Origin of the sequence: Brucella oryzae, from assembly GCF_041929965.1 — a bacterium.
GTDB classification, from domain to species: domain Bacteria; phylum Pseudomonadota; class Alphaproteobacteria; order Rhizobiales; family Rhizobiaceae; genus Brucella; species Brucella oryzae.
Genome location: NZ_JBHEEO010000011.1, coordinates 62,929 through 84,664, shown reverse-complemented (window position 1 = coordinate 84,664; position 21,736 = coordinate 62,929). Strand labels below are relative to the sequence as shown.

Sequence of the window (21,736 nt, the reverse complement as noted above, 5' to 3'; positions counted from 1 at the left end):
CAGATCAGCCCCTCATTTGTTGCTTATCGGGCGGGCGATTATTACAATCTTTTCAAAGATGCCCGTCCCGCAGGCGCGATTCGATGCCCAGAGTTGGCCTGCGAATTGGCCCGAGAAGTGGCATTGGAAAGGATATGGATGGCACCCGAAACGACCCTCAGGCAAGTCTTGGAACGGCTGGAAAAGGCACTCAATACGCTTGAACAAGCGGTCGATCTGCGGCTGGACAAGGAAGGCGACTTCGCCGAGGCCGAGGAGGAGGTGCAGCGTATGAATGCGGATCGCAGCCGTCTCGCCCAGGAACTCGATCAGTCGGAAGCGCGCGCAGAGCGGCTGGAAGCCGCGAACCGGGAGGTTTCGCGCCGCCTCGTGACTGCGATGGAGACAATCCGCGCCGTTCTGGACCGATAGGAGGCTACCATAGCGACCGTAACCGTTACCATCGATGGCAAGGCCTACCGCATGGCCTGCGACGAAGGACAGGAAGAACACCTGTCCGGACTTGCCGACCGTTTCGATCAATATGTGACCCATCTCAAGAACTCCTTCGGCGAAATCGGCGATCTGCGCCTGACCGTCATGGCCGGGATCATGGTGATGGACGAGCTGGCGGAAATGCAAAAGCGGATCACGGGGCTTGAAAATGAGGCGGAAACCTTGCGCCGGTCCCGCGATGAGGCTTTGAGCCGCGCCGACAGCAATGATGCCGCTCTCACTGGCATGTTGTCGGATGTCGCATCGCGCATCGAACAGGTGGCATCACGCATTGCGCCGCGTAACAGCTGAGCCTGTTTCGGATATTTCCGAAAAGATTTCCTGTTGAGCCAGTGCAAGCCACTGGTGTTCCCCTTGACCAGCTATTATATTGGCCGTTGGCGAACTGCGCTTCCCGACAGGTGTAACAGCATCCCCGGGGCCTTATTGATCTCTAAGGGAGCTGTCCCTGTGAAGGCTTGCGGGCTTTCGCATATGGCGCCCACCTACTTTGTAGGTTCCCGGGATCAATCACTACCATCGGTCGTCGTGGTCGCCGCTTTCTTTTCCTCTGGCTGTCGCTGGATAGCTATGAGCTTGATCCAACGGACAGTTTGTTCGTAAACAGGCGCAAAGCTCTAACGATTTGCGCATCTTGATGAAATCTCCTGAAACAGCATCGCCCGAAACATCGGAAAGACTGGCCGTCGCGATACCCATCGCTTTCGTCTACGGTCTGCTGCTTTATGTCATGATCTGGTCGCGTCATTATGTGGATGTAATGCCTGTCATTGCAGGCCTGATGCTGTTACCGATGGCTGTTGCCAGCCTTGCGTCCAGCCTTTCCGACCCGCGTGCGCAAAAAAGCCTGTGGCGGCATGTCCGTATGGGATGGGCCATTATCGCCGGGCTTGTCGTTACCAGCATGATCCTTTTCCATGAGGCCGGAATTTGCGTGGCCATGGCGGCTCCGTTCTTCATGGTGTTTTCGGCGCTGGGTTCGGCGGTGACCTTGTGGACCATCCGACAGTTTCGTTCGCGTCGCACCACGACGCTGGTGGTCGCGTTGCCGCTGCTCGTTCTGCCAGCCGAACTTCAGATGTCCTACACGCCGCATGATGGTGCTGTGACCACGGTGATCGAGATTGCAGCGGCACCGGAAGTCGTCTGGCAGCAGACGGTTGAAATACGCAATGTACGCCCGGACGAGCTGGCGTGGACATTCAGCCATGGCATTCTTGGCGTGCCACAGCCGATGGATGCAAGGCTGAATGGTACCGGCATCGGCGCGGTACGCGACTTGCAATGGACGCATGGCGTCAATTTTCAGGAAATTGTCACACAATGGGAAGAAAACCGGCTTCTGGCCTGGGATTTCCGCTTCGGTCCCGGCTCTATACCGCCTGAGGTGGAAGCGCATATCAAGGTCGACAGCACCTATCTGAAGCTTGCGCAGGGTGATTATCGTCTAGAACCGCTGGCGAATGGTCATACGCGCCTGACACTGACGACCCATTATCAGATCGCCACGCCGATCGATTTCTACTGTGATCTGTGGGGCAAGCTGTTCCTGAATGATTTCCACGGCGTCGTTTTGAAGGTCATTCGCGACCGTTCGGAGAAGATCGCACGCAGGACGGAAGGATCACTTGACGGAGCGGCTTAATACGGTTCCACTGCGTGATGCAAAGTGGCATCAGGGAGTGGTTTGGAATGACAGCAACGGAGCGTAGTCTCGGACTGGAAAAGCAGGAGCTTCGACGCAAGGTTCTGGCGGTTCGCGATGCGCTTGATCCGCGCTTTCATTACGAGGCCTCTCTGGCGGCTGCGAACAAGGGCGAGGCAGCAATTGATGTTCCCAAAGGCACCTTGATTGCTGGCTACTGGCCGATCCGTTCTGAAATCGACCCGCGCCCATTGTTGTCGGCACTTCGCGCCAAGGGTGCGCGACTTTGTCTTCCCGTTGTTCTGGATAAGGAAACGATCGCTTTTCGCGAATATCTGCCCGATGCCAGATTGCGTCAGACGGGTTTCGGCACGATGGGTCCGGGCGAAGATGCGCCGGTGGTCGATCCGGCGATCATGCTGATGCCGCTTGCAGGTTTCGACCGGCGCGGGCATCGGCTCGGCTATGGTGCTGGGCATTACGACCGCGCGCTGGCACGTTTTACGGAACGCGGTCTGCAACCCCTTTTGATCGGCATGGCCTTCGATTGCCAGGAAGTCGAGCATGTGCCCGATGAGCCGCACGATATTGCGCTCGACCAGATCCTGACCGAGAGCGGCTTGCGTTCGCTTGGCGCAGGTTTATAAGGCATTTCCATGAGATTGCTTTTTCTTGGTGATATGGTGGGCCGGTCGGGCCGCACCGCAGTATATGAAAAACTGCCGGGGCTGATTTCCGATCTGAAGCTGGACTTCGTTATCGTCAACGGCGAAAACGCCGCGGGCGGTTTTGGCATTACGGAAGAGATTTTCCACGATACCATTCGTGCTGGCGCCGATGTCGTCACGACCGGCAATCATGTCTGGGATCAGCGCGAGGCGCTGGATTTCTCCAAGCGCGAAGACCGCTTTTTGCGCCCGGCAAATTTCCCGAAAGGCACGGCCGGGAAAGGCGAGGGGCTTTATATCGCCAAGAACGGTGCCCGCGTTCTGGTGTCGAACGTCATGGGCCGGGTGTTCATGCATCCCGATCTTGATGATCCATTCATCGCGGCGGAAAAAATTCTGGAAGCCTGCCCGCTTGGCGAGCAAGCCGATGCGGTCTTCTTCGATTTCCATGCTGAGGCGACGAGCGAGAAGCAGTGTTTCGGCCATTTTGTTGATGGTCGCGCCAGCGCCGTGGTCGGCACGCATACGCATGTCCCGACCGCCGATTGCCAGATCTTGCGTAATGGCACAGCCTATATGTCCGATGCGGGCATGTGTGGCGATTACGATTCTTCGCTTGGCATGGACAAGGAAGAGCCGCTCAACCGTTTCCTGTCGAAAGTGCCGAAAGGGCGTTTCGAGGCGGCAAATGGTCCGGCTACGGTCTGCGGCGTGGGCATAGAGATTTCGGATCGCACGGGGCTTGCAGAAAAGGCTGCCCCCTTGCGTATTGGTGCGCATCTGGAAGAAACCATTCCGGTATTCTGGCGATAACGTCTTATTTTAGCTCGAAGTATGATGTTATCTACAATCGAGTGGCTATTTTGACCTGACAGCTTTCTGCCGGTTGAACGGGCTCTTCGCGTTCCTATCTCCTTGCAACGAGTTTTTTCGCAAGGGGACGCAACTCAATGGATTTTTTTGCCGAGTATCTGGGATTTCTTTCGACCCCTGCCGGCTGGGCCGCGCTGGTTACGCTGGTGACGATGGAAGTCGTCCTCGGTATCGACAATCTGATTTTCATCTCGATCCTCACCAACAAGCTTCCCGCTTCGCAGCAGGCCCGTGCCCGGCGCATTGGTATCGGTGCGGCGCTTATTCTGCGCCTGGCGCTTCTTTTCACCATCTCGATCATCGTCCAGCTCAAGGACCCGATTTTCGAGGCGTTCGGACACGGCTTCTCCTGGCGCGATATCATCCTGATTACCGGTGGTTTGTTCCTCGTTTGGAAAGCGACCAAGGAGATTCACCACACGGTCGATCCCGATGACGGCAAGGAAAATATCGGCGGCAAGGTAGCTCAGCTCACCATGGGCGCTGCCATTGTGCAGATATTGATTCTCGATCTGGTCTTCTCGGTCGATTCGATCATTACCGCTGTCGGTATGACAGACGAGATCGCCATCATGGTCATTGCCGTTGTCGCAGCCGTTACCGTCATGCTGCTCGCAGCCGATCCGCTGTCGCGGTTCATCGCGGCGAACCCGACGATCGTCATGCTGGCACTGGGCTTCCTGCTGATGATCGGTATGACGCTGATTGCCGATGGTTTCGGCTTCCACGTCCCGAAGGGCTACATCTACGCTGCAATGGGCTTTTCGGCGCTGGTCGAGGCGCTCAACATGCTGGCGCGGCGAAAGCGCAAGAATCAGTAACAAAAAGCAATATGCAACAAGGCCATCCGTCTCATCCTGAGACGGATGGCCTTGTTATTTTAACGCCGTGAAACTGGTCTATTGTGGCAATTCTCGTGCAGAGGTTCGACCACTCGCAGCGCTCGCAAGCGTCGCGCAGGACACCTTCTGCAAAAGCATGGCGCATCAAGGCCAGTCGCTTTGCGTCGAGCCCGAAAGGGTTTTGCGTGGAAAGCGTCTGGCCGAGAAGGTTGCCTACAGCTTCCATTGCAAGGCGGTCACGTTCGCGGACGCTTGCTTCGTAACAATGACAATCGCTCCCGCAAAGCAGGGGCGCGCAAATGTCGTCGGGGCCATCAACCAGAAGAATATCTTCCCCTTTGCTCAGCCGCCCGGCAATCCTGTCGTAGTTTTCGACGAAAGCCGAGCTGTAGCCTTTGCCGACATAAGTCAGCATGCACAGGAGATGATGGCCGCGCAGGCGTACTGTCACTTCTTCGATCAGGCCTTGCCGTCGCGGGCGATGGCCTTGAGGATGGCAGCACCAAGGGCCGACTTGATGAGGGCTCCGATGAGGAATGGCGTCACGCCGAAGGCAATTGCCTTTTCAACGCCTATGATGCTGGACAGCCAAGCTGCGCCAAGTGCAAGGCAGACTACATTGGCGATAAGGAATGAAACGAAGGCGAGGCCGACGCGGTTACCGTTCCAGCCACGTTCGGCCAGATAGCCGGTCAGAGCGGCAATGATCGGGAAGGAAACGAGATAGCCTGCGGTCGGGCCTGCAAAATGCGGAAGACCACCGGCGCCGCCTGCGAGAACCGGAAGGCCGAGCATGGCTTCGCCGAGCCAGGCCAGAACTGTTGCCATGCCAAGACGCCAGCCATAGAGCGCGCCGATCAGGGGAACGATCAGGGTCTGCAGCGTGATCGGAACCGGAATCATCGGCACTTCGATCTGCGACGAGACGGCGAGTACCAGAGTGCCAAGCGCAACGGCTGCAAGACGCATTGCAGGGGAACGGGATTCCAGATTGAGCGGGCTGAAGGATGTCTGAGACGGAGCGAAGGTCGCCATGGTTTCCTCAAATTATAGATAAAATTAGGGTACGATCTATATCTTTTTAGCGTTCCTGACAATAAACGCAATAGGGGCAACAGAAGGGTGCGTAGCACTGGGGTCAGTCAGCCGACAATCGCAAACGAATCGCGCGTCTTGCCCGATGCGGTTTTGACCGGACGATGTCCGATCCATTGCACATGGCGGGCGAGAATTGTAACCGCGCTCTCGACATCATTCTGACGCAGTGCAGTAAGGATCGCGCGATGGTCGTGGTCGGTGCGGGTTTCCCATTCCGACCGCCAGGTGGCGAAAAGAAACCGGGCGCTGGCAGCATGGAGATCGTCGATGGCTGCAAGCAGGCGCGGCATGTTGCATGGTTCGAGGATGAGTCGATGGAAGCGGCGATTGGCATCTTCCCAGCTTCTGACGTCGCGTGACTTGTCGCCTTCCAGCGTGGCCTGTTCGGCGGCGTCGAGCGTTGCCTGTGTTATGTGCGGTGCGGCATGCCGCAACGCCAAGACTTCCAAAGCGGCCCGCATCTCTGCCACTTCCCTGATCTCGCTGATATCGAACGATGCAACCCGCACGCCGCGCCGCGGCTCGGAAACGGCAAGGCCCTGCGCCTCCAGCCGCCGGAATGCTTCGCGCACCGGCACATGGCTGGTCTCGAATTCTTCGGCAATGTGATCTTGGCGCAGTTTCGTGCCGGGTTCGATCTCGCCTGCGATGATGCGGTCGGCAAGAATGCGGCTGATGCGGGCTGCGATGGTTTCGCCGGGAGTGTTTTGGGCAGGCTGAATCATGAATTTATAGATAATATGCTTTGCCTGTTGGGTCGAGCGATATTGCCTTTATTGACAGAGAATCGGGGGCAGCAGCGCTTTTGCTGGACGAATGAGCTTGAATTCCTTATAACGCCGCCATTCTGCACGGAAAGCACTGTGGCCCCATTGCGGCCCTTCTCTGCTTGATCTCTGTTTCATGCGTGACGCTTTCTCCGTGCGCAGCATTTTAAACAGAACAGGGGTGCCATGGCCGGCCATTCACAGTTTAAGAATATCATGCACCGCAAGGGCCGTCAGGATGCGGTGCGGTCGAAAATGTTTTCCAAGCTCGGGCGCGAAATCACCGTTGCTGCCAAGCAGGGTCTGCCTGACCCTGCAATGAACCCGCGTTTGCGTCTGGCGATCCAGAACGCCAAGGCGCAGTCCATGCCGAAGGACAATATCGAGCGCGCCATCAAGAAGGCTGCCGGTAATGACGGCGAGAATTATGATGAAGTGCGCTACGAGGGCCGTGGTCCCGGTGGCGTATCGGTCATCGTGGAAGCACTGACGGATAACCGCAACCGCACGGCATCGAATGTGCGCGCAGCCTTCACGAAGTCGGGCGGATCGCTGGGTGAAACGGGCTCGGTTTCCTTCATGTTCGACCGCGTCGGTGAGATCGTCTACAAGGCTTCCGTCGGCGACGCCGACAAGGTCATGGAAGCGGCCATCGAAGCCGGTGCCGACGATGTACAGTCCGGTGAGGAAGAACACGTCATCATCTGCGCCTTCGAGGATATCGGCGAAGTGTCCAAGGCTCTGGAAGCTGCTCTCGGTGAAGCCGAATCGATCAAGACGATCTGGAAGCCGCAGACCAATACCGAACTGGACGAGGAAAAGGCCCGTTCCGTTCTCAAGCTTCTCAACGTGCTCGAAGATGATGACGACGTGCAGAACGTCTACACCAACTTCGAAGTCAGCGACGAAGTCATGGAAAAGCTGAGCGCCTGATTTCGACGCTCACGGATTTTTGAAACTCCCGGCTTGTCCGGGAGTTTTTTATGCAGGCAGTGGAAACCGGCAATAAAAAACCCCGCCGAAGCGGGGTTTTTTGAACCATGCAAACCGGATTAGATGCCGAGATTGCCGAAACGGTTCTTGAACTTGGTAACGCGACCGCCGCGATCAAGCAGTGTCTGCGAGCCGCCCGTCCAGGCCGGATGGGTGGTCGGGTCGATATCGAGGTTCATCGTATCGCCTTCCTTGCCCCAAGTCGAGCGGGTCATGTATTCGGTGCCATCGGTCATCACGACCTTGATGGTGTGGTAGTCGGGATGGATATTGGCTTTCATCTTCTCAATCCTGAAAGTCTGGGGAGAAAAGCGCAGCCTTGACTATCGAAACTGCGGCACTTTCGCCCAATGGCAGATATGAAGACCCATTACCTATAGGCAACGGCTTCCAAAAGGGTTGGCGAGCCTATACATCAGGCGCACGGCAATAACAAGGGCGCAATCATAAGAATGGCCGACCGGGATACTGAAATTGATATGAATCACGAATTGACTACAGAAGAAAGCCGCAAACGCCGCTCGCTGAAGCCTCTGAAACGAATGATGCCGTTTCTGGCGCCCTATAAGGGGCTGGTTGTAGGCGCGCTGTTTTCGCTGGTTCTGGCCGCAATGACGACCCTTGCCGTGCCCGTCGCGCTGCGGCGCATGATCGACCATGGCTTTACCGGCTCGAATGCGATCTTCGTCAATAATTATTTCGGTATGCTGGTGCTGCTGGCGCTCATTCTCGCGCTGGCGTCTGGCCTGCGCTATTTCTTCGTGATTTCGCTCGGCGAGCGGGTGGTTGCGGATCTGCGCAATGCGGTCTTTTCGCATGTGACGGCGCTTTCGCCGGAATTCTTCGACCGGTCGCAGTCCGGCGAAATCGTTTCGCGCCTGTCCTCCGACACGACACAGATCAAGTCAGTGGTGGGCGCTACGGCCTCTGTCGCTCTGCGCAACATGATTTTGGGTGTCGGTGCGCTGGCGATGATGGTTGTTACAAGCCCGAAGCTTTCCGCTCTGGTCATTGCCGCTATCCCGATCATCGTTATTCCGCTTATTGCCTTCGGGCGTTCGGTGCGTCGCCGCTCCCGCATGACGCAGGACATGCTGGCGAACGCCAATGCCTATGCCAGTGAACAGATTGGCGCGATGCGCACCTTGCAGGCTTTCACCAACGAGGACATGGTGGTTGGGCGCTTCGGCAGTGCGGTGGAGAAGGCCTTTCAGGCGGCACGATCCTCCATTCAGGCGCGCGCAATTCTGACGGCTTTCGCCATTTTTCTGATCTTTTCAAGCATTGTTGCTGTGCTCTGGTTCGGTTCGCGCGATGTGCTGGCAGGTACGATGACTGCCGGTACGCTTGGTCAGTTCGTGCTATATGCAGTGTTCGCGGGCAGTTCCTTCGGTGCCTTGTCGGAAGTGGGTGGGGAACTGGCGCAGGCAGCAGGTGCGACGGAACGGCTTGTCGAAATTCTGGACGAAGAGCCCGGTATTGCTGCGCCAGCCCGGCCAGTTGCCATGCCGATGCCGCCGCGTGGCGAGATAGTGTTCGATTCGGTACACTTCTCCTATCCGACACGACCGGATGCGCCGTCGCTCAATGGTGTCAGCTTCACTGTGAAGCCCGGCGAGACGGTCGCGATTGTCGGTCCCTCGGGTGCAGGCAAGAGCACGATCTTCGCGCTCGTCATGCGCTATTACGATCCGCAGTCGGGTAAGATCCTGATCGACGGCGTGGCTTTGCCTGATGCCGACCCACAGGCCGTTCGTGCGCGCATCTCAACCGTGCCGCAGGACGTCGCGATTTTCGCTACCAGCGTGCGGGAAAACATCGCCTTCGGTAGACCCGGAGCGAGCGACGAGGAGATTGTGGCAGCGGCAAAGGCAGCCCTTGCGCATGATTTCATCATGGCGCTCGACAAGGGCTATGACACGGAAGTGGGTGAACGCGGGGTGACGCTTTCAGGCGGCCAGCGCCAGCGCATTGCCATCGCGCGGGCAATCCTCCGTGCTGCACCCATCTTGCTGCTCGACGAAGCGACATCGGCGCTTGATGCCGAAAGCGAGATGCTTGTGCAAAAGGCTCTGGACGGCTTGATGGCTGATCGCACGACGCTTGTCGTTGCTCACAGACTTGCGACTGTGCTCAAGGCCGACCGCATTCTCGTACTCGACCATGGCCATATTGTCGAAGAAGGCACGCATCAAAGCCTTGTCGAAAAGGGCGGTATCTATGCCCGTCTGGCCAAGCTGCAATTCGAGGCCGGGGCAGGCGCCTTCACCGCCAAATAAAAACGGGAGGGTCTTGCCCTCCCGTTCTGTCTTTATCGCTCGGTTAGTTTCAGCTCGATGCGCCGGTTTTTGGCGCGGGCATCGGGTGTATCGGAGGCGTCGAGCGGCTGATATTCCCCGAAGCCAGCTGCAACGAGCCGATTGGCCGGGACGCCATTGGCGATCAGGAATTTGACCACGGCGGTGGCGCGGGCTGATGAAAGCTCCCAGTTGTCGCGGAAGCGCCCCGTACCTGCCAGCGGCACGTCGTCGGTATGGCCGTCCACACGAAGCACCCAGTTGATGTCGTCAGGTATTTCCTGATTGAGCTGAACCACCGCATCGGCGAGTTTCTTCATCTCGATCTGGCCAGCAGGATTGATATCGGCTGAGCCCGTGGGAAACAGCACTTCTGACTGGAAAACGAAACGGTCGCCGACAATACGGATATTTTCCTTGTCCGACAGGATTTCCCGCAGACGACCGAAGAAATCGGAACGATAGCGATTCAGCTCCTGTACACGCTGCGCCAGCGCGACATTCAGGCGGCGACCGAGATCGGCTATCTTGGCATTCGATTCGCGGTCCCGGCTTTCAGAAGCATTGAGCGCGTCTTCAAGCGCTGCGATCTGCCGGCGAAGCGCTGAAATCTGCTGGTTCAGCAGCTCCACCTGACTGAGCGCGCGGGCGCTAACCTGCTTTTCGGCATCAAGGCTTTCGGACAGTTCACCGGCACGCTTTTCTGCTGCAGCACCAGCACCGCTGCCTTCGTTCAAAAGGCTTTGCAGGCGCGAACGCTCACTTTCCGCGCTGGACAGCGAAGCCTGCAGATTGGCGATGGTATCCTGCATGTCTTGCGAATTGCTGCGCTCAAGCGACAGAAGCTGCGTCAATTCCTGTATCTGGCTGTTGAGGCGTGCAAGCACGCTGTCCTTGTTGTTGACCTCGCGGCTGAGCAGGAATTGTGCCAGCACGAAGACGGTGAGCAGGAACATGATTGCGAGCAGCAGCGTCGTCAGGGCATCGACGAAGCCCGGCCAGTAATCGACATGCCTCTGTGAGCGGCGGTTGCGGGCGAGGGACATGGCGGCTTACTCCGCCTTGTCCGAGCGCTCGGATTTGTGGTCATGCGAGCGCTCACCGATGGCCTTGGTCAGACGATCAAGCGTCTGGCGGATCGCTTTCTGCTCGTCGGCCTGTTTTTCCACCCAGTCACGCATGATCTGCTGTTCGCTGCGCATGTTCTTGACGAGGCCCTGTATGCCTTCTGCGAGATTGGCCAGCGCTGCCGTAGTGCGCTGCGTGGGTGCGTCGCCACCATGCAGGTTCTGCAGCCTGTCAGCCAGAACGCGGATTTCTTCCGTACCGCCATTCGGATCGGCTCCGATATCGGAACCGAGATCGGTGACGGAGGAAAGCCAGTTCTCCAGTTCCGTATAGAAGCGGTTTTGCGCCCGGCCCGCCTGAAGATCGAGGAAGCCGAGAATGAGCGAGCCGGAGAGACCGAACAGCGACGATGAGAAAGCCGTACCCATGCCGGAAAGCGGAGCCTGCAGGCCCGCCTTCAACGCATCGAGAACGTCGCCGGTGCTGCCGGAATTGGGATCGAGCGTCTGAATGGTGCGCCCGATGGACCCAACCGTTTCCAGAAGGCCCCAGAATGTGCCGAGAAGTCCGAGAAAGACCAGAAGCCCGATCAGATAGCGCGATATATCCCGGCTTTCATCGAGACGCGTCGCGATGGAATCGAGGATCGAGCGCATGGACGCAGTGGAAAGCGCCATCGACTGGCGGCGGCCGATCAAAGCGCGCATGGGGGCCAGCAGGACGGGTGGGCGTGTCGTGCCGTCACGGTCACCGTCGCGGAATGAATTAACCCAACGGATTTCGGGGAGGAGGCGCAGCACCTGTCCGAAGGCGAGCAGGATGCCGACCAGCAGAACGCCGAGGATCAGACCGTTGAGACCGGGATTGGTGACGAAGAAAGTGTGGATCTGGCGCATCAGGATCGCGGCCAGAAAGGCAACGATAATAATGAAGATCACCATGGACAGAATGACGATGCGCGGGCTCGACAGGCGGTAGGGGTCGAAATTGCGTCCCTCGTCCAGACGGTCCCGGGAAAGTCTCAAATCGCTCATGCGTTGCGCTCCATGGTCGCGTGTTTGAACAGGAGCCTACTTCATTAATTCATGAAGCGGAATCGTCTGGATACGAAAAAATGAAGGCAAAAATGCTTCAGCGCGCCGCTTTCACACGACGCGCTGAATTGAAAACTGATAATGCCGGAATTAGATCAGATCGGCTTATTAATCGTCTTCAACAAGGCTTTCTGAATGACCTCATTGCCTGCAACGATGGTTTTGGTGCCGAAAATATCCTGTCCGCCGCTCTTGTCCGAGACAAAACCTCCGGCTTCGCGGATCATCAGCATGCCCGCGCCGAGGTCCCAGGGATGCATGCCGTCTTCCCAGAAGCCATCCAGACGGCCGCCCGCGACATAGGCGAGATCAAGCGCGACGGCTCCCATGCGGCGAATGCCTGCCGTTTCAGCCATGACGTTGCGCAGTTCGACCAGATAATGGCCATGATGACCGCGGCCCAGATGCGGGATACCCGTTCCGATGACGGAATCGACCAGCTTGTTGCGCGATGCGACGCGCAGGCGACGGTCGTTCAGGAATGCACCGCCACCGCGTTCGGCGGTGTAGAGTTCGTCCATGGCCGGATTGTAGATGACGCCGGCAACGATCTGCCCCTGTCGCTCGAGTGCGATGGAGACTGCGAAAACCGGAATGCCGTGCAGGAAATTCGTGGTGCCGTCGAGAGGATCGACCAGCCAGCGGTGCTGTCCGTCCTTGGATTCAACCTCACCGGATTCTTCCATCAGGAAGCCATAATCCGGGCGGGCGCGGCTCAATTCCGTGTAGACGATCTTTTCGGCGCGGCGGTCTGCCTGGCTGACATAGTCGCCGGGGCCCTTGAGAGAAACCTGAAGATTCTGGACTTCGCCAAAATCACGGGCGAGGCTGCGGCCGGCCTTCATAGCGGCCTGTACCATAACGTTGAGAAGGGCTGAGCGGGCCATTTCATTGTCCTTGTAAGCATGATCCCGTAGCGTGGATTTTGGAGGGGATCACGCAGTTAGTTATAAAAAGGGAGCGAACATCCAGCCAGAAACATATGCGGCGGACGGTCGGGGGAATTGAGCGATCTGAGAAAGAACGGTCGCAATTGTTGCGACATGCGGCGTCCGTGGACGCCGCATAATCGGGCGGCTTAAGCGCGGCTGACGTAGGTCAGTTCGTTGGTGTCGACGATCACGCGCTCGCCGGATTCGATGAATGGCGGAACGAGGATGCGGATACCGTTTTCGAGCACAGCCGGCTTGTAAGACGAGGCAGCGGTCTGGCCCTTGACGACCGGATCGGCTTCGGTGATGGCGAGCGTGACCTGATCCGGCAGGCGGATGCCGATCGGCTTTTCTTCATAAAGTTCGACCGTGACCATCATGCCGTCCTGCAGGAAGGCGGAACGGTCGCCGACGAAATCCTTGGCCAGCTCAAGCTGTTCGTAGGATTCGGTGTCCATGAAGATCAGCGCTTCGCCCTGTTCATAGAGGAACGAGAAATCCTTCTGTTCCAGACGAACGCGCTCGACGGTTTCGGCAGCGCGGAAACGTTCGTTGAGCTTGGTGCCGTTGATGAGGTTCTTGAGTTCGACCTGATTGTAGGCACCGCCCTTGCCAGGCTTGACGGCGTTGGTTTTGACCGCAACCCACAGGCCGCCAGCATGTTCGATGACATTGCCGGGGCGGATTTCGTTACCATTGATCTTCATGAGCTTGATCCGGAATGAAAATGTGAAACCATGTGCGGTTCGGCGACGACGAAAAAGCAACCTCCCGCTTATATACGCGGAGATTGCGCACCTGCCTTATACTCGAACCGCGATAATCGCGTCTCCAAGACCATAAAACTGCGCCTTGTGCAAGCCTGAGCGCGAAAAGAGAGCTCGTCCGGCCAGAAAATTCGCCCAAAAATCAGCGAACGCGCAGATTGTTGGCAGTTTCTATGGCCTGCTTGATCTGATCGTCAGCCAATCCGTCCATCATATCATTGAGGTCCGGCGCGCGGAAACCGGCGCGCTGGGCGACGATATACCAGGCCGCAGCCTTCACGAGATCGCCTTCGGTGCCGATGCCATCGCGATAGAGGCGGGCGAGCCATGCCTGCGCCATCACCATGCCGCGCTGCGCACCAAGACGCATCCAGCCAAACCCCTGTTCGTAGTCGCGGTCGCCGCCGCGTCCCTCGATCAGCCAGCGACCGAGATCGAACTGCGCCGTATCGTAGCCTTGCGCCGCTGCGAGCAGGAGATAGGTGCGCGCCTTCTTGTCATCGCGGGGAATAGTGGGGGTGCCATTGGCATAGATCTGGCTGATCGCATATTGCCCGTCAGCCAGTTTGGCTTCCGCCGCCTTCTCGAACCATGGGACGGCAAGGTCCAGCCCCGGCTTGCCCGGCGTTTTCACCATCAGCATCTGGCCGTAATTGAACTGGGCCATGGCATTGCCGCCTTCGGCCGCTTTCTTCATCAGTTTCTCGGCCTTGACGGGGTCCTTCGCGACATAAGTGCCCTGAAGCAGCAGCGCTGCATAACGGAACTGCGCTTCGACAACTCCATTGTTGGCGGCTTTTTCATACCACTGTGCCGCCAGTTTCTGGTTGGCGGGGACACCAAGACCGCGCGCATAAATTTCTGCCAGAAGTGTTTGCGATGCCGGGTCGCCCTTTTCCGCCTGCGGTTTGGCCAGATTGAAGGCGGTCAGATAAAGGCCGCGCTGAAACGCGCCGAAAGCTTCGTCTGCCGGCTTGTCGCCGAAGCGGCTCGGATCGATGGGCGGCATCGGTTCCGTGGTCGCCGGTTGCGGCAGCATGACCGGTTTGGCGGGCTTGTCGGCCTTCTTGTCCTGGTGATTACCCTGCTGGCTGCTCTTCTGACCGTGGACCGGCTCGCCCGCGGCCAAAGCGGGGAGGACCGGCAGCGCGAATGTCAGAATGGCAGCGAGAAGAAATCTGTTCTTCATGGGCATCGGCAAGACCTTGATGAAAGGATCAGTTTTCAAAGCGCGGCGCTTTTTCGTCAAGCAGCCGGTTGGCTTCCGCGATAGCTTTTGCCGGGTCTTCGGCGTCGAAGACGGCGCGTCCGAGGGCCACGAAATCCGCGCCGGTTTCGGCTGCGGGGATAATGCTTTCCAGCGCGCTGCCAGCTTGCGCAATGCAGGGTATCTCCACCATCTGCGCCCACCATTCGGCCAGCGACAGGTTGCGCGGATGGGCGTCCGGCTTGTTGTCCGCGCCGATCTTGCCGAAAAAGACGTAATCGGGCTGCAATTCGCCGATTTCCATCGCGCCATGGCGGTCGCGCAGATTGCCTGTGCCGACAATCATCTTCGGCGTGTGTTTTTCTATCGCCTCGGCCAGATCGGCGGCCTTGCCTTCAATGTGGATGCCGTCCGCCCCGACGCGTCCTGCGATGCGCGTATCGTTGAGGATCAGCGCTGCGGCGCCTTTCTCCTGAATGACGGGAATGGCCCTTTCGGCTGCGGCCTGAAAGGTGGCCTCGTCGAGATCGCCGGTGTCGAGAATGACGCTTGCGACGTCACCGCCCGAGAGCGCCGCCGTCAAAAGCTTGGCGAGGGCCGCGCCGTCGGCAAGCGGTGGCGCAACCAGCACGATGCGGCAGCGATCTGTTTCAGTCTGGTGAGCGGGCGTGTTCATGAGCCAAGCCTAACGGGAAAAACATGATGGAATTCGGGCAATAGAAGCGTTCTGTTTATCGGAAACAGAAGCGGCACTCTATCTATTTGTTTTATTGCATTTATGCGACGCAACCGGGCTTCCGCAAGTATTCATTGGCAAAACGCTTTTGGGTTCCCGCGCGTACGGGCTGGCATAATGTTATCCACTGGAACGAAAGTTGATCGGAACCAACCCGGTTCTGCCGGGATTAACGGGTATATAACCCACATCAATACTGGGCACTGACGCCCTGGAAAACGTGTGGAACTGTTCCGGCCACCCATCCGGAATAACACGAAGAAGATTGGAAAGTCTTGCAGTCCCAAGTGCAGGTGCTTTCCTCAAAGATAGGCAGGCTGGTAAATGAATATTGCGACCGCTAGAGAAGCGATGCCCGCACAACCCGCGAAAATGCGCGACACGCGCATCGACGTGTTCCGTGCGCTCGCGCTGCTAACGATCTTCATCAACCATGTGCCCGGCACGATCTACGAGAATCTCACGCACAGGAATCTCGGGTTCTCCGATTCTGCCGAGGCTTTCGTGCTGATTTCCGGCATGGCGGTGGCGCTTGCCTATGGATCGAAATTCGCGCCCGGCAACCGCCTGCTCCTCTCGCTCAAGATGTGGCGCCGTGCGGGTGTGCTTTACACCACGCATATCATGACCACCATGGCGACCATCGCCATCTTTGCCTCTGCCGCCATCTTCCTGAAGCGGTCGGAATTGCTCACGCAGATCAATATCGCGCCGCTGGTCAAGCATCCGGTCGAAGCGCTGTTCGGCATCGTCACGATGGGCCATCAGCTTGGCTATAACAACATCCTGTCGATGTATGCCGTGATGCTGGTTCTGACGCCGATCCTGCTTCTCCTGGCGCGCATCAGCCTGCCGCTCATGCTCGGCGTTTCCGGCACGGTCTGGTTCCTGTCGGGCCTCTATCATGTCGCACCGGTCAACTATCCGACCGAAGGCGTCTGGTTCCTCAATCCGCTGTCGTGGCAGTTCCTGTTCGCGATCGGTATTGCAGGCGTGATGCATGTGCGCCGCGGAGGCGAACTGCCGAAGCATCCGCTGCTGATCGGCCTTGCCGTCGGCTATCTGGTGCTGGCGCTCGCCTGGGTGCGCATCCCGCTCTGGAGCATTGACATGTCCATGGGGATGCCGATGGTCATCACCGGTTTCGACAAGACGTTCCTGTCGGGTCCGCGTCTCCTGCATGTGCTGGCGATTGCCTATCTCATCGCCGTTGTTCCGACGCTGAACAACATCGCCAGAACCGCGCCGGACAATCCGCTGGCGATTCTCGGCAAACACTCGCTCCCGGTCTTCATCGCCGGTACGCTGCTGGCGATGGTCGCGCAGGTGATGAAGCTCGTGAATCCGGGCGGCTTGCCTTATGACACGCTGCTGATTGCGACCGGCATCGTCATGCAGTTCGCTCTGGCTTACTATCTTGAATGGCTGCCGACCATCGGCTGGAGCAAGAAGGGCGCGCCCGCTTCGGCAAAGCCTGCGGTTCCTGCTGCCGAACCCGTCAAGATGCAGGTTGCCCCAAGCTCGAAGCCTGCGATGCAGCGCTATTAACCACCACTGGTCAGCCGCCCGTTCCGGGCGGCTTCTCTTCGGGTGAAAAGTGCCGGATTGCGCGGAATTATCCACAGTGTGGCGCAGAAATTAACCATTCATTAATCTTAAGAATGTTAAATGGTTTACATCCAGTTCGGCTGGATTCTTACCGAGTGGTTTAGCCACTCTGTTTGACGCCTCCCTGTTAAACTCCTGAGAGCCGCCATCGCGGCTCTTTTTTTATGCGCTTTTTGCCGCGCCTGCGCTTTCGTCAAAAGCCTGCTAAAATGTTAACCGAATGTTAAACATAAACTTGCGCGACCGTGTATGAAGGTGCAGTTTATCGTGGACTTGTTTAGCACAGCTGTTCCGTCTCAGCCTCCCCCATGGTCGAACAGCGGTTCAATGGTTTCATTCGTATCCGTCTGGCATATCCCACTGGGCGAATACGGCAACGGAATGGGCCGCCGATGCAGGCGGTCATGCAAGGTGGCAGAGCAGTGATTAGCGAACAGGGCCAGATGCCGAGCAACATGATCAGCCTCGCGGAGCGCATGGTCTTTTCGGATTCGTTCAAGCCGATCTATGCCGAAGGCATGGATATGGTGGAGGAAGCTGCAAGCTATCTCGACGGCGAGGGCCGTGAGGATGCGCGTAATCTTTCCCGCGTGGCTGCAACGCTTTATGCCGCCGAATCGATGCGCTTGACCACACGCCTGATGCAGATCGCTTCCTGGTTGCTCCTCCAGCGCGCCGCTCGCAGCGGCGAGATGACCCGTCAGCAGGTCGCTGCCGAAAAGGCCAAGGTGCGTCTCGACACGCCGTCGGCTGGGGAAAATGCACAGGGCTGGTCTGAGTTGCCCGCAGCGTTCAGGGAACTTGTTGAAAGGTCCATGCGTCTACAGGCACGCGTGCGCCGCATGGACCGCGAAGTTTACGGCGAAGTTGTTTCACTGCAGGGCGTTCCGCGTGGCAATCCGGTTTCCGAACAGATCGTATTGCTTAAAACCGCTTTTGGCGCTTCATAACCACTGATCATATGCGCCTTCGTGGCGTATGTTTCTCTTTTGTTCACTTTTCTGCTGTCAAGTGAATCCGTCTGAGGATAGGGTTCGCTTATGAAAGAAACGATTCGCATCATTGGTATCGATCCGGGCCTTCGCCGCACCGGCTGGGGCATTGTCGAATCGCTGGGCAATTCACTGCATTTTATCAGTTCGGGAACCGTGACCTCGAATGCCGAGATGGATCTGGCATCGCGTCTCTGCCAGTTGCATGAAGGGCTTTCCAAGGTCCTGCATGAATATATGCCGCATGAGGCAGCCGTCGAACACACCTTTGTCAACAAGGATGCAACGGCAACGCTGAAGCTCGGTCAGGCGCGCGGCATTGCCTTGCTGGCTCCGGCGCAGGCAGGTCTTCCTGTCGCGGAATATGCGCCGAATGCGGTCAAGAAAGCCGTGATCGGTGTCGGTCACGGTGAAAAGCAGCAGATCCATATGATGGTGAAAGTGCTGATGCCGCGTGCATCGTTCGATACCAGCGATGCCGCCGATGCGCTGGCCATCGCCATTTGCCATGCGCATCACCGGCAGAGCATTGTAAGCGCCCGCCGGTTGCAACAACTTATCGCGTAGGTGACCATGATCGGTAAGCTCAAGGGTGTGATCGATGAAATCGCCGAGGATCATGCCGTCATCGATGTGCATGGCGTCGGCTATGTGGCGTTTTGTTCGGCGCGGACGCTGGGCAACCTTGGCGGTGCGGGCGAGGCGGCAGTGCTGTTCATCGAAACCTATGTCCGCGAGGACGTGATCCGCCTTTATGGGTTCGCCAATCAGCTTGAGCGCGAATGGTTCCGCCTGTTGCAGAATGTGCAGGGTGTGGGCGCCAAGGTGGCGTTGGCGGTGCTGGGCACGCTGTCGCCGTCGGAACTGGCCAATGCGATTGCACTGCGAGACATTGCGATGGTGTCACGCGCGCCGGGCGTCGGCAAGAAGGTTGCAGAGCGTATCGTGACCGAACTCAAGAATAAGGCTCCCGCCTTTGCCGGAGAGGCAAGCGGCACAATCGGGCTCAAGCAGGAACTTGGCGCGGGCGCTGCTCCGGCACCGGTTGCCGACGCTGTGTCGGCACTTTCCAATCTTGGCTATTCGCGGGATCAGGCCGCCAATGCCGTTGCAGCTGCACTGAAGGAAGCAGGGGAGAATGCCGATTCGGCCAAGCTCATCCGCCTGGGTCTGAAGGAATTGTCGCGGTGATTTACTTGCCTGAGCGAAATGTTCATGCGAGGAGGAAGGCATGAGCGACCGCAACCCTCTCATCGATGCCGATAGACGCGTAGACGAAGACAATACGCTACGCCCGCAGACGCTTGACGATTTCGTGGGCCAAGCGGCGGCGCGCGCTAATCTGAAAGTCTTTATCGAAGCCGCCAAAGTGCGTGGTGAGGCGCTGGACCATGTCCTGTTCGTTGGTCCTCCCGGACTCGGCAAGACAACGCTGGCGCAGATCATGGCCAAGGAACTGGGCGTCAATTTCCGCTCCACATCCGGCCCAGTCATTGCCAAGGCGGGCGATCTGGCGGCTCTTCTGACCAATCTCGAAGAGCGCGACGTGCTGTTCATCGATGAAATTCATCGACTTAGCCCGGCTGTGGAAGAAATTCTCTATCCGGCCATGGAGGATTTCCAGCTCGACCTGATCATCGGTGAGGGGCCTGCCGCGCGCTCGGTCAAGATCGATCTCGCCAAATTTACCCTCGTTGCGGCAACCACCCGTCTCGGGCTTTTGACCACGCCGCTGCGTGACCGCTTCGGCATTCCGACGCGGCTCAATTTCTATACGGTCGAGGAACTGGAATATATCGTTCGGCGTGGCGCGCGCATCATGCAGATGGGCATTTCGCCGGATGGCGCGCTGGAAGTCGCCCGCCGTTCGCGCGGCACACCGCGTATCGCCGGGCGGCTGTTGCGCCGCGTGCGTGATTTTGCATTGGTCGCAGGCGCAGATGTCATCGATCGCAAGACCGCCGACGAGGCGCTGTCACGTCTTGAGGTAGACAATCGCGGGCTGGATCAACTTGACCGGCGCTATCTCAATATCATCGCGCGTAATTTCGGCGGCGGTCCGGTCGGGATCGAAACCATCGCTGCGGGTCTGTCCGAGCCGCGTGACGCAATCGAAGATATTATCGAACCCTATCTGATCCAGCAGGGGTTTTTGCAGCGCACGCCACGCGGCCGCGTTTTGACGGCTGTTGCCTGGCAGCACCTCGGATTACCTGCGCCCGCTGAAATCATCCAGCAAAGCCAGTTTGGCCTCTTCATGGAAGACGAATGACCGACAAACAGCAAAAGGCCGTATCCGGCGAACTGAAGGATGGCGCGCATCTGCTCTATGCGCGCATCTATTATGCCGATACGGACTTTTCCGGCTTCGTCTATCACGGTCGCTATCTCGAATTCTATGAGCGTGGACGCACGGATTTCCTGCGCCTGCAGGACGTTCATCATATCGAACTGGCCGAAGGTGCGCTTGGCGAGGAAATGGTATGGGTCGTTCGCCGCATGGAGATCGACTACAAATCGCCCGCGAAGATGGACGACCTTATTCTGATCGAAACCCGCGTCAGCGAAATTCGCGGTGCGCGAGTCATCATGGCGCAGAAAATTACCTGCGGTGAGCGCCTGCTTTCGGAGGCTCGGGTCGAGGCCGTGATGATTACCAAAGAAGGCCATCCGCGGCGCATTCCCGATGAGTGGCGGAAGGCCTTCAAAAACTAAACTTTACGATTGTTGATATATTGTTGTGGTTGAAGTTTGCAATACTAAGGTTTATTGCGGTACGTAGTATTCAATATTTCAAGGTTTGTTTGATGCCTTTTTATCCTGAATTTAAACGGCAATTTGTTGCCGGGGATTTAGTGTATGGTTTATTTGAGCAGAGGGGTGTGTATGCAAATAAGTATAAGGAATTTTTTGCATCCAAAACTCCGATGAATATTTCAACAATCGATCAGTATGCGATATCAGATGCAGAGAGAGATATGTTGGAGAGAAAAAGAATAATGCCGACAAATCAAGCTGAATTTTCAGAGTTCACTTCAAGACATCATAAATACCATAGTATACTGTCAAGTAAGTTCATTAGGTTTGAAGATAGGTATATTTATAATGATGATGTATTAAAAAGAAAATGTAAGTCCGGTTTGGGGTGGATGGTTGATTCAAAAATGACCGTTCATTTTATTTTGGATGGAATTAATATGACTGAAGTGGTTAATAAATCCAATATTCAAGACAAAAGGGGGTGTACATCTGGTGGATCTACATTGAGATCGATTACGGGAGCGGAATTGAGGTGGATTTATCGTAATAGAAACAATATCAATGTTCAACGTCGGGTGCAGTTCTGGAATAAGGGACAGCCTGTTTCACCGCCTTGGTTTGGAGTTGGAAAAGAATTGTGGGATCAGTATGAACCGCGATCTGATCCAGATATGTCGACGGTATTATCAATACTATTTGGTCATAATTGATTAGGGCCGATTGAGAATTAGGTTTCGGGCGTGGCGTGAGCCGGATTTTGCTCCTAAAACCTGTGCAATTTTCATCCATACCACGTTCTAAAACTAATTCTCAACCGGCCCTAATCAATTATTCTAGTTTAAATTATTTTAAAAATATTGTCAGATACTATCTGAAGTTTTGAAGGGCGCGTTG

The 21,736-nt window shown here is 57.0% G+C and carries 25 protein-coding genes and 1 other RNA gene; 16 read left to right on the top strand and 10 right to left on the bottom strand.

Going from position 1 to position 21,736, the window contains the following annotated elements:
* The first annotated feature begins 138 nt into the window (after positions 1-138).
* The 7 genes from JNC70_RS13500 to JNC70_RS13470 all read left to right on the top strand — a co-directional run bounded on the left by JNC70_RS13500 (position 139) and on the right by JNC70_RS13470 (position 4,502).
* Entirely contained in the window at positions 139-411 is a 273-nt protein-coding gene (locus tag JNC70_RS13500; protein ID WP_010661399.1) for a DUF4164 domain-containing protein, read from the top strand.
* A 9-nt stretch (positions 412-420) separates the two neighbouring features.
* Positions 421-786, top strand: a complete 366-nt coding sequence (locus tag JNC70_RS13495) for a cell division protein ZapA (RefSeq protein WP_104753842.1) — start codon at positions 421-423, stop codon at positions 784-786.
* Between the two features lie 88 nt (positions 787-874).
* Positions 875-1,033, top strand: a non-coding RNA gene (gene ssrS / locus JNC70_RS13490) — 6S RNA.
* A gap of 99 nt (positions 1,034-1,132) precedes the next feature.
* The gene (locus JNC70_RS13485; RefSeq protein WP_104753843.1) at positions 1,133-2,140 is read left to right on the top strand and encodes an SRPBCC family protein; all 1,008 of its coding nucleotides are present in this window, start codon (positions 1,133-1,135) and stop codon (positions 2,138-2,140) included.
* A 47-nt stretch (positions 2,141-2,187) separates the two neighbouring features.
* Positions 2,188-2,787, top strand: coding sequence for a 5-formyltetrahydrofolate cyclo-ligase (locus tag JNC70_RS13480; RefSeq protein WP_104753844.1), 600 nt, complete (start codon positions 2,188-2,190; stop codon positions 2,785-2,787).
* A gap of 9 nt (positions 2,788-2,796) precedes the next feature.
* A complete protein-coding gene (locus JNC70_RS13475) occupies positions 2,797-3,621 on the top strand; it encodes a TIGR00282 family metallophosphoesterase (RefSeq protein WP_104753845.1) in 825 nt (274 codons plus the stop codon).
* 137 nt (positions 3,622-3,758) lie between these two features.
* On the top strand, positions 3,759-4,502 hold the full coding sequence (locus JNC70_RS13470) for a TerC family protein (RefSeq protein WP_104753846.1): 744 nt from the start codon (positions 3,759-3,761) through the stop codon (positions 4,500-4,502).
* A gap of 31 nt (positions 4,503-4,533) precedes the next feature.
* On the opposite strand, the gene JNC70_RS13465 is transcribed toward JNC70_RS13470, so the two are convergent.
* From JNC70_RS13465 to JNC70_RS13455, 3 genes are all read right to left on the bottom strand, one after another.
* Positions 4,534-4,974, bottom strand: a complete 441-nt coding sequence (locus tag JNC70_RS13465) for a DUF1284 domain-containing protein (protein WP_104753847.1) — start codon at positions 4,972-4,974, stop codon at positions 4,534-4,536.
* 8 nt (positions 4,975-4,982) lie between these two features.
* Positions 4,983-5,558 (bottom strand): biotin transporter BioY, encoded by a 576-nt coding sequence (locus JNC70_RS13460; protein WP_104753848.1) that lies wholly within the window; start codon positions 5,556-5,558, stop codon positions 4,983-4,985.
* A gap of 107 nt (positions 5,559-5,665) precedes the next feature.
* Positions 5,666-6,346 (bottom strand): GntR family transcriptional regulator, encoded by a 681-nt coding sequence (locus tag JNC70_RS13455; protein ID WP_104753849.1) that lies wholly within the window; start codon positions 6,344-6,346, stop codon positions 5,666-5,668.
* 228 nt (positions 6,347-6,574) lie between these two features.
* On the opposite strand from JNC70_RS13455, the gene JNC70_RS13450 reads away from it, so the two are divergent.
* Complete coding sequence (locus tag JNC70_RS13450) at positions 6,575-7,321, top strand: YebC/PmpR family DNA-binding transcriptional regulator (protein WP_104753850.1); 747 nt, start codon at positions 6,575-6,577, stop codon at positions 7,319-7,321.
* A 119-nt stretch (positions 7,322-7,440) separates the two neighbouring features.
* On the opposite strand, the gene rpmE is transcribed toward JNC70_RS13450, so the two are convergent.
* Positions 7,441-7,662, bottom strand: coding sequence for a 50S ribosomal protein L31 (rpmE, locus tag JNC70_RS13445; RefSeq protein WP_002964804.1), 222 nt, complete (start codon positions 7,660-7,662; stop codon positions 7,441-7,443).
* Positions 7,663-7,833: 171 nt separating this feature from the next.
* On the opposite strand from rpmE, the gene JNC70_RS13440 reads away from it, so the two are divergent.
* Positions 7,834-9,660, top strand: coding sequence for an ABC transporter transmembrane domain-containing protein (locus tag JNC70_RS13440; RefSeq protein WP_104753851.1), 1,827 nt, complete (start codon positions 7,834-7,836; stop codon positions 9,658-9,660).
* 32 nt (positions 9,661-9,692) lie between these two features.
* Here the strand turns inward: JNC70_RS13440 and JNC70_RS13435 are convergent, their stop codons facing one another.
* From JNC70_RS13435 to JNC70_RS13410, 6 genes are all read right to left on the bottom strand, one after another.
* Positions 9,693-10,724 (bottom strand): peptidoglycan -binding protein, encoded by a 1,032-nt coding sequence (locus tag JNC70_RS13435; RefSeq protein WP_104753852.1) that lies wholly within the window; start codon positions 10,722-10,724, stop codon positions 9,693-9,695.
* 6 nt (positions 10,725-10,730) lie between these two features.
* Positions 10,731-11,780: a MotA/TolQ/ExbB proton channel family protein gene (locus JNC70_RS13430; RefSeq protein ID WP_104753853.1), complete on the bottom strand. Its 1,050-nt coding sequence runs from the start codon at positions 11,778-11,780 to the stop codon at positions 10,731-10,733.
* 155 nt (positions 11,781-11,935) lie between these two features.
* Positions 11,936-12,727 (bottom strand): inositol monophosphatase family protein, encoded by a 792-nt coding sequence (locus JNC70_RS13425; protein WP_104753854.1) that lies wholly within the window; start codon positions 12,725-12,727, stop codon positions 11,936-11,938.
* 191 nt (positions 12,728-12,918) lie between these two features.
* Entirely contained in the window at positions 12,919-13,479 is a 561-nt protein-coding gene (gene efp, locus JNC70_RS13420) for an elongation factor P (RefSeq protein WP_006467724.1), read from the bottom strand.
* A 202-nt stretch (positions 13,480-13,681) separates the two neighbouring features.
* Complete coding sequence (locus tag JNC70_RS13415) at positions 13,682-14,728, bottom strand: tetratricopeptide repeat protein (protein WP_104753906.1); 1,047 nt, start codon at positions 14,726-14,728, stop codon at positions 13,682-13,684.
* Between the two features lie 28 nt (positions 14,729-14,756).
* The gene (locus tag JNC70_RS13410) at positions 14,757-15,422 is read right to left on the bottom strand and encodes a thiamine phosphate synthase (protein WP_104753855.1); all 666 of its coding nucleotides are present in this window, start codon (positions 15,420-15,422) and stop codon (positions 14,757-14,759) included.
* A gap of 411 nt (positions 15,423-15,833) precedes the next feature.
* On the opposite strand from JNC70_RS13410, the gene JNC70_RS13405 reads away from it, so the two are divergent.
* The 7 genes from JNC70_RS13405 (at position 15,834) to JNC70_RS13375 (ending at position 21,552) form a co-directional block, all read left to right on the top strand.
* On the top strand, positions 15,834-17,030 hold the full coding sequence (locus JNC70_RS13405) for an OpgC family protein (protein WP_211692980.1): 1,197 nt from the start codon (positions 15,834-15,836) through the stop codon (positions 17,028-17,030).
* A gap of 503 nt (positions 17,031-17,533) precedes the next feature.
* Complete coding sequence (gene rcdA / locus JNC70_RS13400; protein ID WP_104753907.1) at positions 17,534-18,040, top strand: protease adaptor protein RcdA; 507 nt, start codon at positions 17,534-17,536, stop codon at positions 18,038-18,040.
* 90 nt (positions 18,041-18,130) lie between these two features.
* Positions 18,131-18,649 carry a crossover junction endodeoxyribonuclease RuvC gene (gene ruvC, locus JNC70_RS13395; RefSeq protein WP_104753857.1) on the top strand — a complete coding sequence of 173 codons (519 nt, stop codon included), beginning with the start codon at positions 18,131-18,133 and terminating at the stop codon, positions 18,647-18,649.
* Between the two features lie 6 nt (positions 18,650-18,655).
* On the top strand, positions 18,656-19,273 hold the full coding sequence (ruvA, locus tag JNC70_RS13390) for a Holliday junction branch migration protein RuvA (protein WP_104753858.1): 618 nt from the start codon (positions 18,656-18,658) through the stop codon (positions 19,271-19,273).
* A gap of 40 nt (positions 19,274-19,313) precedes the next feature.
* Complete coding sequence (gene ruvB / locus JNC70_RS13385) at positions 19,314-20,354, top strand: Holliday junction branch migration DNA helicase RuvB (protein ID WP_104753859.1); 1,041 nt, start codon at positions 19,314-19,316, stop codon at positions 20,352-20,354.
* Positions 20,351-20,797: a YbgC/FadM family acyl-CoA thioesterase gene (locus JNC70_RS13380; RefSeq protein ID WP_104753860.1), complete on the top strand. Its 447-nt coding sequence runs from the start codon at positions 20,351-20,353 to the stop codon at positions 20,795-20,797. Before ruvB ends, JNC70_RS13380 begins: the two co-directional genes overlap by 4 nt.
* On the top strand, positions 20,773-21,552 hold the full coding sequence (locus JNC70_RS13375) for a hypothetical protein (RefSeq protein WP_146097085.1): 780 nt from the start codon (positions 20,773-20,775) through the stop codon (positions 21,550-21,552). Before JNC70_RS13380 ends, JNC70_RS13375 begins: the two co-directional genes overlap by 25 nt.
* The last annotated feature ends 184 nt before the right edge of the window (positions 21,553-21,736 follow it).